This is a genomic window from Aneurinibacillus tyrosinisolvens (assembly GCF_001015055.1).
In the GTDB taxonomy this organism is placed as follows: domain Bacteria; phylum Bacillota; class Bacilli; order Aneurinibacillales; family Aneurinibacillaceae; genus Aneurinibacillus_A; species Aneurinibacillus_A tyrosinisolvens.
The window spans coordinates 1-10,434 of record NZ_BBWZ01000081.1 but is presented as its reverse complement, the minus strand read 5'-3'; the positions used below and the strand labels follow the sequence as shown (position 1 = coordinate 10,434).

The 10,434-nt window shown below is 38.6% G+C and carries 12 protein-coding genes and 1 pseudogene; 7 read left to right on the top strand and 6 right to left on the bottom strand.

Going from position 1 to position 10,434, the window contains the following annotated elements; all coding sequences use genetic code 11:
• Nucleotides 1–376: transposase (locus MBEAL2_RS27835; RefSeq protein ID WP_047155444.1), on the top strand; the 376-nt coding region annotated here is incomplete at its 5' end.
• Nucleotides 377–646: 270 nt separating this feature from the next.
• Nucleotides 647–931: a DUF5983 family protein gene (locus MBEAL2_RS27830; RefSeq protein WP_047155442.1), complete on the top strand. Its 285-nt coding sequence runs from the start codon at nucleotides 647–649 to the stop codon at nucleotides 929–931.
• Between the two features lie 91 nt (nucleotides 932–1,022).
• Here MBEAL2_RS27830 and MBEAL2_RS27825 read toward each other — a convergent pair whose 3' ends face one another.
• Entirely contained in the window at nucleotides 1,023–1,637 is a 615-nt protein-coding gene (locus MBEAL2_RS27825) for a 50S ribosomal protein L25 (protein ID WP_047155441.1), read from the bottom strand.
• Between the two features lie 273 nt (nucleotides 1,638–1,910).
• Here MBEAL2_RS27825 and MBEAL2_RS27820 point away from each other — a divergent pair, with 273 nt between their 5' ends.
• The gene (locus MBEAL2_RS27820) at nucleotides 1,911–2,117 is read left to right on the top strand and encodes a hypothetical protein (protein ID WP_047155440.1); all 207 of its coding nucleotides are present in this window, start codon (nucleotides 1,911–1,913) and stop codon (nucleotides 2,115–2,117) included.
• 59 nt (nucleotides 2,118–2,176) lie between these two features.
• Here MBEAL2_RS27820 and MBEAL2_RS31475 read toward each other — a convergent pair whose 3' ends face one another.
• Nucleotides 2,177–2,392, bottom strand: a complete 216-nt coding sequence (locus tag MBEAL2_RS31475; RefSeq protein ID WP_152667957.1) for a hypothetical protein — start codon at nucleotides 2,390–2,392, stop codon at nucleotides 2,177–2,179.
• A gap of 135 nt (nucleotides 2,393–2,527) precedes the next feature.
• On the opposite strand from MBEAL2_RS31475, the gene MBEAL2_RS27815 reads away from it, so the two are divergent.
• Nucleotides 2,528–2,788 (top strand): hypothetical protein, encoded by a 261-nt coding sequence (locus tag MBEAL2_RS27815; protein WP_047155439.1) that lies wholly within the window; start codon nucleotides 2,528–2,530, stop codon nucleotides 2,786–2,788.
• Between the two features lie 178 nt (nucleotides 2,789–2,966).
• On the opposite strand, the gene MBEAL2_RS29865 is transcribed toward MBEAL2_RS27815, so the two are convergent.
• Nucleotides 2,967–3,590, bottom strand: coding sequence for a YsnF/AvaK domain-containing protein (locus tag MBEAL2_RS29865; RefSeq protein WP_052948075.1), 624 nt, complete (start codon nucleotides 3,588–3,590; stop codon nucleotides 2,967–2,969).
• 392 nt (nucleotides 3,591–3,982) lie between these two features.
• Between MBEAL2_RS29865 and MBEAL2_RS27805 the strand changes: the two genes are divergently transcribed.
• Entirely contained in the window at nucleotides 3,983–4,222 is a 240-nt protein-coding gene (locus MBEAL2_RS27805) for a hypothetical protein (protein ID WP_047155438.1), read from the top strand.
• Between the two features lie 445 nt (nucleotides 4,223–4,667).
• Nucleotides 4,668–5,162 carry a CarD family transcriptional regulator gene (locus tag MBEAL2_RS27800; protein WP_047155437.1) on the top strand — a complete coding sequence of 165 codons (495 nt, stop codon included), beginning with the start codon at nucleotides 4,668–4,670 and terminating at the stop codon, nucleotides 5,160–5,162.
• A gap of 100 nt (nucleotides 5,163–5,262) precedes the next feature.
• Here the strand turns inward: MBEAL2_RS27800 and MBEAL2_RS27795 are convergent, their stop codons facing one another.
• The 3 genes and pseudogenes from MBEAL2_RS27795 to MBEAL2_RS27785 all read right to left on the bottom strand — a co-directional run bounded on the left by MBEAL2_RS27795 (nucleotide 5,263) and on the right by MBEAL2_RS27785 (nucleotide 8,884).
• Nucleotides 5,263–5,541 (bottom strand): hypothetical protein, encoded by a 279-nt coding sequence (locus MBEAL2_RS27795; RefSeq protein WP_047155436.1) that lies wholly within the window; start codon nucleotides 5,539–5,541, stop codon nucleotides 5,263–5,265.
• 368 nt (nucleotides 5,542–5,909) lie between these two features.
• Nucleotides 5,910–7,315, bottom strand: a pseudogene (gene cshA / locus MBEAL2_RS27790) (degradosome RNA helicase CshA).
• An 807-nt stretch (nucleotides 7,316–8,122) separates the two neighbouring features.
• Nucleotides 8,123–8,884, bottom strand: coding sequence for a YybI family spore inner coat protein (locus MBEAL2_RS27785; RefSeq protein ID WP_500778851.1), 762 nt, complete (start codon nucleotides 8,882–8,884; stop codon nucleotides 8,123–8,125).
• Between the two features lie 402 nt (nucleotides 8,885–9,286).
• Here MBEAL2_RS27785 and MBEAL2_RS27780 point away from each other — a divergent pair, with 402 nt between their 5' ends.
• On the top strand, nucleotides 9,287–10,300 hold the full coding sequence (locus MBEAL2_RS27780) for a DUF3231 family protein (protein ID WP_047155434.1): 1,014 nt from the start codon (nucleotides 9,287–9,289) through the stop codon (nucleotides 10,298–10,300).
• The last annotated feature ends 134 nt before the right edge of the window (nucleotides 10,301–10,434 follow it).

The following is a 10,434-nucleotide window of genomic DNA, read 5'->3' as shown; positions in this document are numbered from 1 at the left end:
GAAGGTGATTTATCGCTCTTCTACTCAAGAAGCTGCTCTTACGCAGTTTCAGGTGTTCCAGGAAAAATGGGCCAAGAAGTACCCAAGGGAAGTGGCTTCCTGGGAGGAGGATTTGCCCGTTCTCCTTACGTTTCTCTCGTATCCATCTGCCATCCACAGTGTGATCTATACAACGAACTGGATCGAACGAACCAACAAAGAAATACGCAAACGCCTAAGACCGATGAACAGTCTATCCAGTCTGAAAGCAGCAGAGAAAATCGTTTACCTAACCATACAAGGCTTACAAGAACGATGGTCGACCCGTAAGCTGAAGGGGTTTGCTACCACCCATACAGCTTTACAGGATAAATTCAAACAAAAATATGGAGTCTAGAATCCCCTCCTCTTGAGCATTGTAAAAAAATAGAAGAACCCGTCAAGGGTTCGGTACCCCCTCGCTTTGGCTCGCCCTTGACTGAACCTTCTGTATTTTTTTCCTGGTCTCCAAGGAGGTTGATTCCGATTTTGTATCCACCTTCCGGTGGATGCCCTACTCACTTACACAAAATTATTGACACTACCATTTTTTTTGCAGCTCTCTTAATTGTTTTTATCATATCAGATTACATAAAATAAATACGTTCAGAAAGGAATTAATCTGAAGATGATTGAAAAATTATTAACGATTTCAACTGCACATATAAGCCCGAATACAGCATGTTGGTTAGATGAACAGGCATCACTTACAGGACGTAATAAAGTGCAATTAATCGTCTATCCAAAAGGGGAGTATGGTTGGTTCCTGCCTGTGTATGATGAGATGATTGATCCTGAGAAAAAGTTCCCAAGGGATTTACTCTTCGTATTGGGATATGCCCTGGGAGCAGATTGTTCCTGGATTATTTTTGACCCGGATGCCGATGACACCCTTCAAAAATTTGATTGGTAAATAAAAAAAGGGAATCCACCTAGATGGATTATAAAAAGACCCAAACATCGATAAAAGATGTTGGGTCTTTCTTGTGTCATTCCTTATCGCGCTATTCTTTGCCTTCGGCATCATGTACCAGACCCGGCTCTTTCGGTTCGCTCTCTGTATCTGGATCTTCGTTTCTCGCTTCCGTGATGGTGCAGATCACTTCTTCCGGATCGGTGTGTAGCGTCACACCAGTCGGCAGTGTCAAATCGTGCGCATGCAGGACGTCGCCCACAGTAAGGTTTTCGATATTGTGTACGATAGATTCCGGAACGTTGGTCGGCAGGCAGCGTATTGCAAGTTCTCGCGTTTGCTGTTGAACCATCGCACCTTTGCCATCCAACGCTTGCAGACCGTCTAACAGAACCGGCACTTCGGTGTTTATTGGCTCTTTTAAGTTCACGGCGTGCATGTCGATGTGCAACGGACGGTGCTTCATCGGTTCACGGGCAATTTCGTTAATCATGGCCGGAACATGCTCGCCTTTCAAATTCACATCAACAAGAATGTTGCCATGGCCTTTTAACTGTCTGAACGAGTTAGCGGTGATGTAGATCGCTTCTGGTTCTCTTCCTTTACCATATAAAACGCCCAACACATGACCTTCTCTGCGCAGGCGGCTGCGTTCACCTTTGGTCAATTCGGTGCGCGGGTGTGCTTCTAAATGAATGCTGTCCATAATAAAATCCTCCCAGTTGTATACTGCATTGTTGTACTTTATTATGATACTCCTAATTATGAAATAAAGAAAATCCAGGCCGTCTGCCTGTGAACAGAAGCCGGCACTTTGGTTAATCTAAAAATCACTGAAAACGGAGTCAACTCTATGGGACACAAAAAAAGAGAGAATTATTATGTTTATGACTGCACGGTATGTAAACCACAGTTGCATAGCAAAGAATTATTGCACTAAAATGTGGTAAAAATAGTTGGTATAAGGAGGTTGGAACAGATGAAATATGGGGACTTACAAATATTAAAAAACAAATTATATGATGAAATGTCCGAAGCCATGAATAGCTACCTTGAACAGACGAATCAAAAAGATGCCATAACCTCAGAAACCGGACAAGGTGTATTTTTCGCCTTTGGCATCGCTATGGGAATTATCTCAAAAGTATTTAAAGAGGAAGCAGATAGGCTAAGTGATACCAAATGATTAATAGTAAATAATCAAGCTAAAGTGAGGGATGGTAAACGTTCTTCACTTTTTTTATTTTAAGCAGGAACCGTTAGTTCAACACCGCTGCTTCGACAGCTTTTCTTACTATGCGTGTGCCCAGCAAGCCGTTTATTGCTGATTGGTGAAAGTCCAACCCAAATAAGAGCCAAGTCACTTGGTAGCTGACAGGCAACGGGCGGAGAAATTCTAAGGTTGAAGCCCTGTGACAACGTAGCCCGAAAGGGCGCAAGCAAATCAGCAGACCGTAACATCAAGTGAATCCTGCCGCTGTAGTCACATTCTTTATGCATGTTTCCTAGATTTGGTGTTTTCACGGTTACGATTATTGGGTAGCGGATAATATATACACTAGATACCTAGATACCAACTTGAAGGCGGTAATAAACGTGCTTGAACAACAAATATACGAAGCAATTAAGAACCTTGAAGAAGCTACAGAAAAGTATGAGAATGTTTGTGCTGTTATCGAAGAAGGCATAAAAAAGGCAACTGGAAGTGATGACGTACAGTTTAACGATAGCCAAGTCCTTCAATATTCACGAGGTCTTGCCACCGCTTCCCGTAGAACGTTAGAGGATATGCTTTTCAGACTCGAGGTAACATCATCGGAAGAACTGGCATTAAAATTAAATCTGGTTACAGGTTAAACACGCTTATAAGATGTAAGTCCGTCATAATGCAGTAGTGACAGGGCAGGGTGGTAACTCGTACCATCCTGCCCTGTCACTTGTCCATTGAATAAAAAGCCGCTCCTAAGATCGGCTTTTGAATTTACCTTAATAATGTGATACATCTATATTTATTTTTAGACTCTCTTATTCTGAGCTATTCCTCTCGAACTTCCAGATCCTTAGATTTATTAAGATGAACCTCTTCTTTCTTAAGCGTATCCCTTACTTCCGCTGTTTCCTGAACTTTTTGTTTACCAATCACAATTTCACTCGTTACTACAGGCTTTTTCGTTACCTCAATCTGTTCTTTTGTCACTGGAACCCGGATGATTTCATCATCTTGGAATGCTTCAGCGGAAGCTGCTACATCGTGAACAGGGTGACGTTTAATATAGATTTCATCGTGCTCAACGGGTACATTCACAACTTTCTCTTCTTCTACGACTTCTTTATGAAGTTGGACTTCGCCAGCCTGTACACGTCTCTTATTAATATCTAGTTGTTCTTCATGTAAACGGATGGTATCAGAATCATGATCCACTGCAGTTGTTCTGTTGTCTTTTGTATCTACAAGGATAAGAATTTCTCCATTGTCAGCAGATTTTTTATACTCTTGCACCTCATTTACAGACATCCCTTCCTGTAAAAGGCGATGTTCCACTTCGTCTTTATCAAATATGCAAACATTGTCATCTGTATATCCTTTTTGCTTCCAATCATGAATGGCCCGGAGCGCTTGCTCTTTTGTACTAAATACTTCTATTTGTTTATTTTTCATTCTTGTACCCTCCCGAAAGATTAGTGTAAAAAAATGTAATTACTTTCTACTTAGATATCTACCAATTTTCCAAATAATTGAAACGTAAAATATTTTAATTACATTCTTTTAATTTACGAGGGTACAATCTTTTTTCAACTATTCTTTTTCCGGGGAGTGGTTTTTCTTTAGTTATAAAGATATAAATGTACGAATACTTTCTGCATTTACCGTCTCCGGTGTAGACAAGCTGAATACGATATAACATAAATCGACTCTATATCTTCTGACGATTTATTTTTCCAGCACCCTTTTTTCACTTAAGTAATAATTTACCTGTTTAACCTTGCTTAGATAGTGGAATAAAACATTCAGATAGTAAGAAAAAAGGACTATTTAAGGGGATAGAGAGAATGACCAACAAGCAGGCTATATCTTATATGATTCTTGCTTTAAATAAATTAGGTTACGATTTAGGGGATATTAGGAGAATACGTAGGGAAATGGAAAATCAAATTGATTTACACACTGAAAGGGAAGCGGAATGTAAAGCTGTCCATTTAATAAGTGAACGAATAGAAAATGAGCTAAAAAATGTTAAATTAGAATCTAGAAATTGGGAAGAGTTTATCGAAAAAGACGTTGTCATTTGAGAGTTCTGCAAAAATGGATGTTTGAGAAAAACCAGCCATTTTAGGGGATACAAAAATATCTTCCTATACGTTAAATGAGCCTCAGAAGCGATTCTAGAGGCTTGTTTTTCTTTAGTCAATGTTGCTTGATCCTTAGAAGGAACCAATGACGACATCAAATTAGAAGTGAATTATTCCCATTATAACTTTCTAGTTAAGTTTAATTATAAAGAATGTCAGCCCAATTCAAGGTTGACTTTTTTTTATAAGTAAGATTATCGAGCACAACAAAGCTACTATCTGGGCAGATAAGCAACTTTGTTGTGCTCCATTTTATATTCAGATAATTTTTACACATAAATCGACATTTATTCCTAAAAAATCGTTGACTTTGATTATTAATTTATGATATTATTTAAATTTTGCTATTATAATTGATGTGTGGTATCCTTAAAGAAGAGACTTACTGGAGGTGGATTTTTTGTTCCAAGTTGGCGACAAGATTGTTTATCCAATGCACGGTGCAGGTGTAATCGAAGCCATAGAGGAAAAGGAAATCCTGGGAGAGAAACAGCAGTATTATGTCATAAAAATGCCAATAGGCAAGATGCAAGTCCTAGTTCCTATGGGGAAAGCAACCGACGTAGGCATACGCCTGATTGTCGATAGGCTTACATTGGAAAATACATTGCTTGTTTTTGATGATAGAGAATTAGAACCTTTACTCCCATGGAATCAAAGGTATCGCATAAACATGGATAAAATCAAAACGGGTGATATACAAGAAGGTGCTGAAGTCATCTGTGATTTAATGCATATGAATGAAACAAAAAGGCTGAATACAAGCGAAAGAAGAATGCTGGACAATGCAAAGGACATTTTAACTAGTGAACTAGCGTTAGTCAAAGGATTCACTGAAAATCAGGCCATTGATTTTTTAAATGAAGAGGTTTATAGCTAAGGACGAGAAACTGAATGTTTCTTTAGAATTTGATAATATACGCATTGCTCTTCAAAAAAAACAGAATAGCCTTCGGGCTATTTTTTTTGCATAAATAAAGCTATTTAGATGTAATTCGGCTTTTCCGATTTATATTAGCAATACTGACCTCTTTTACTATTTCTGTAAACTGATGCATTTTTGCACTTCTAATTGCCAATTTGTCCGCATCGTCTGGAAATTTCTTTAACGCCCCTTGCGCCAGACGAACAAGTTCCCGAGCTTCATTTTGGATGCCTGTATGTATATCAAGCAGCGTATCCACCTGCATTTCTTCTCGCAACCATTCGATTAACCTCGCTTCAGCTTCCGTTAACCTGAGTTCATTTATTTTGGCCATATAATAGTCTCCCTTTTATTTCATCCGATTTTAGCAATAAAAAAGCTGCTGTCATGGTGTTGCCAGCAGCATTACATCCAATTTGCTATCTTGTTATATAATTATTTAGGCAATTTAAGTATTTGTCCACCCAGGTATAATTAATGCCTAATATGTTACATTAAATAACATCATTTGACTCTTGATTACTTCTTCGTTGTTGCTCCGTTCTACATAATGATACTGACCATTATAATCCTGTTGGCCTGCCTTTACATTATCGTCTAACATTATATATTGTTATAAAAATCCGGATTACTTAAATCAACGATTTCATTTATTTTTTCTTTCATTCTAGCATCTCCTCTTTATAACGATGAGCTAGAAGTTCACCCTCGCTTACCTTTTCTGCTTCTTCCCGCAAATCCTTTATTCTCATTATAGTTCCTTCTTGCTTTCCTTTCAGGCTTCTTCGAAGGGAGAGGTGCTTCTACAGTAAGCTGAATAGCTGCATCTGTCTGTTCCTTTGTCAGCAGCTTCAAGGCAACTGAAACTAAGGCAACAGAATCGTACTGATCCAGTAATTCGCTTGCTGTTTGCTTAAACTGTGAATGGTGACCCTCTTCGATTAGCTGAATTATTTTTTCTGACGCCATCTGTTGTTTCGACTCCATCGCTTCTGCAACTGTTGGAATAGATTTACGATGTATTTTGCCTTTTGAAGCTTTTTCGATGGTCCGAAGTTGACCCATTTCCCTCGGCGTAACAAAGGTGGCAGCTACCCCGTCTTACCCGCTCGACCTGTCCTGCCGATGCGGTGAACATAGCTTTCTGGATCTTGAGGGATATCAAAATTGTACACATGCGTCACTCCCGAAACATCAATCCCTCTGGCAGCAACGTCTGTCGCAACTAAAATTTCGATGCTTCCCTCACGAAATTTCTTCATCACAACATCCCGCTGATTCTGATTCAGATCCCCATGTAAGCCATCGGCCATGTATCCTCTCTTATTTAATGCGTCATTTAATTCATCTACCCGCCTTTTTGTTCGTCCAAATACGATCGTCAATTCTGGGTTTTCAACGTCCAGCAAACGGGAAAGAACATCAAACTTTTGACGCTCACTTACTTCATAATAGACTTGTTCCACTGTGGGAGACGTGACTTCCTTCGCTTGAATTTTAATGATTTCTGGATGGTTCATGAATCTTTCTGCAAGAGTCTGAATGGGTCGGGGCATGGTCGCAGAAAACAATAAGGTTTGTTTTTCTTTCGGTGTCTCTTTGAGGATTCGCTCAATATCCTCTAGGAATCCCATATCTAACATTTCATCTGCTTCATCCAGTACAGCCATTGAAATGTGATGTAACCTCAGCGTTTTTCGTTTGATATGGTCCAGCAGTCTGCCTGGTGTTCCCGTGATGATTTGTGGACGGTTTTTTAACGCTCTAATTTGACGTTCAATGGACTGTCCCCCATAAATAGGGAGGGAACGGATCCCCGTATATTTCGCCAAGCGGTTTATCTCTTCTGAAACCTGAATGGCTAATTCTCTGGTAGGGGCAATGACAATGGCTTGAACCGATTCTTTGTTGGTGTCTATTTTTTGTAAAATCGGTATACCAAAGGCTGCTGTTTTACCCGTACCGGTTTGTGCTTGTCCAATAATATCTTTCCCTGTCAAGGCAATCGGGATCGCTTTCTCCTGGATGGGAGACGCTTCTTCAAAACCCATAGCCGTAATCGCTCTTTGTATGGGTTCGCTTATACCTAGTTCATGAAATGTTGTCATACTCAAAAACACCTTCTCTTTGTTTATATTTTATAATGATCCAAACTACTTGGTACCATGCATCTATTTGACGTTAAAGTACATATTCCAAAAATGAAATCATGTTATTTTATTTACCAAAAAAGGCTGCTAACATGATTCTGTTAGCAGCCTTTTCAGGCTGTCGAGAAACTATTTCAAATGTATTTTTATGAGTTATTGTGAATTTATATAAAATTAAACTTAAATCCGTCTAACTAAGACAGGTTTTATTTGCGTTTTTGTTATTTAACTAAAGGGCAGGATAGCGGAATAAATTGCTTATAGAAAATTGTAAAAAATCAAAGGAACCCTGCTTGTTGTCGAAGGGAATCCGTTATGTTAAGACATAATTAATTAAAGAGCCTTGTGATTCTCATTCTTTTCACAAAGCTCTTTACAATTTAGTAAGGGGTAGGAATTGGGGGCATGAAACTGCATCAATAAATCTTGGGTCAAACCCATAGAACGTCCAGAAACGTCCGTTCCATCTATAACCTGTAACTCCTTCATACTGTACGCTTGTAGGATAAAACCAAAAACTCCTCCCATTTGTGAGCCATACATAAGTGTATTGATACACACAGTCAACGATATAAGAATTATAGGGTTTTGGTGGAATGTAGTTAGGGGGCGGCGAAGTAGGGGGTCCGTATTGTCGTCTCATTGATATCACTCCTTTTTCATGTCATCTGTAACATAGATATGAAGGAATGAATGAGATGGATTGGACGGATAAATCATCAACAGGCTTGATATGCCATCTAATTGTCTCATCTGTGGAAATTATTAGTAAAGGCTTATCAAATTCGTACCAAGGATGGCTACTGACAATCTTGAGGATGTAAATTGAGTACCATTCCATGTCAAGAGGTTTTCGACATATCCTAATGTATCGGCATTAAAAGTGCCAATAATACGTTGAAAAGCAAGTAAGTCATAACTCATTCTTTTTTCGTTGGTAACGATGGGATATAACGCACCTAAAGCAAGAACCTCTCCTTTGGTCGGTTGTTTTAGTTTACCGTTTTCGTAGTAAAACTGTGATAAATAGTCATAGCCTTTGTAGCTGATGTCTATAGTGAACAGCACGTTAAGCTGGGGACTTCCTACACTTACTTTGTAAAAGTCTTCATAGTTCACATTGAATTTATACTCCTGATTATATTTTTCAACATCAAACATTTCACGCAGAATGTTATTCTTGAAGGAATACATATAGAAGATCCCATACCCGCCGCTTCCTCTAGAATCAATACTTATTAAAATGTCCGGTATGCTATCCTTAGAAAAATCTGCAAGGAATAGGCTAGCATTATATCCCGCATTGTTTTGAAGATTTACTGCTGTACTTTGGTTAGAAAGTCCATCTTGGATAACAAGGGTAATGTTATCTGCAAAGATTCCGGTTCCTTCGGGTTTATTGCCGTATAAATACACGTTATCAATTATTCCGTCCCCATTTACATCACCTTGCTTCATATCAAGCAAAGTAATGTTTCTGGCATGAGTATAGTTACCATACGTATGCTCTTGAAATTGTCTGTACAAATGAAACATCCCCCTTTTCTTAAAGTCAATTAATATAATTATTTATTACAATACGTAGGTCAATGACCATATGACTGTGTTGATGCCCATGAAGGATATGAGATTTCTCAGTGAAAAAATTATTTATTGAGCTAACGGGAATCGTTAGCACAATACGGCTGTTACGGCAGTCGTTTTTTATTTGTTCAACTATCTGGCAGTTTAGCTGAATTAAGAGGTAACAGTACAGTGGACGTAATTAATGTATAAAAGGGTTGCATAATGAAAAAGATAAGATGCTGAGGTTAATATTATGTTTTGTTTTTGCGACGAACACTAACAGGTTCGTCCTTTTTTATTACAGCACATAAAATTCTCTTTTAAGTAAATAATTTACATAAACATAATTTTGGAGGAATAAAGATGGAACCAGAAACAAGGCATAATATAAATATGACCTCAGCAGAAATCGCCAACCTATGGAATACATACACGGGTGATACTTTGGCTAAATGCGTCCTTTCTTATTTTTTAGAAAAGGTGGAGGACACAGAAATTCGTCTTGTATTGGAGTATGCTCGAAATAACTGTGAAAAACATATTCAAAGGATTACAGAGATTTTTTATGGGGAGAAATATCTGCTTCCTCATGGTTTTACAAGCGAAGACGTAAATGTAGATGCACCTCGATTATATACGGATACCTTTTTCCTTTATTACATTAAACAAATGGCGAGAATGGGATTAGCAGCATATAGTGTTGCCCTGCCTTTGGCTGCTCGTTCTGATGTTCGCGATTTTTTTAAAGATTGTATTGCTTCTTCGACAGAACTTGATGATAAAGCAACCCAGGTTCTCTTATCCAAAGGAATTTATGTCCGTCCCCCTTATATTTCTTCTCCTGAAAAAGTGGGATTTGTTCAAAGACAAAATTTTCTCGTTGATTTCTTTGGAGACCACCGACCACTGCAAGTAATCGAAATTACCCACCTATACGGTAATATCCAAACGAATACATTAGGAAAAGCACTGCTCATGGGATTTAGTCAGGTTGCAGAGTCGAATGAGGTTCGTGAGTTCATGCTGCGTGGGAAAGAGATTTCAATGAAACATATTGAGGTATTCAGCTCAACTTTAAGGGATGAGGATTTACCTGTTACCCAGACATGGGATGATTTGGTTATGGATTCTAGAGTATCTCCTTTCTCTGATAAGTTAATGATGGCTCATACGGTGGCTCTAATTGGAACAGGCATAGCAAATTACGGAGCATCTATGGGGCTAAGTATGAGAACGGACTTAACGACAAACTATGCGCGTCTTGCAGCAGAGGTAGGTAAATATGGTTATGATGGAGCTAATTTGATGATTGATAAAGGATGGCTGGAACAGCCCCCACAAGCACCAAACCGTGATGGTCTTTCAAAAAAGAAATAATAAATCCATAAAATAATGAGGCAGTTCAACAACTACAAGGTAATCTTCCATAATGCTGCTTCGGCAGCTTTTTTTGTTTTACCAAACTAATTGGAGTATAGTTTAATAAGAAAATAAAAAAGCAACTCTTTGAC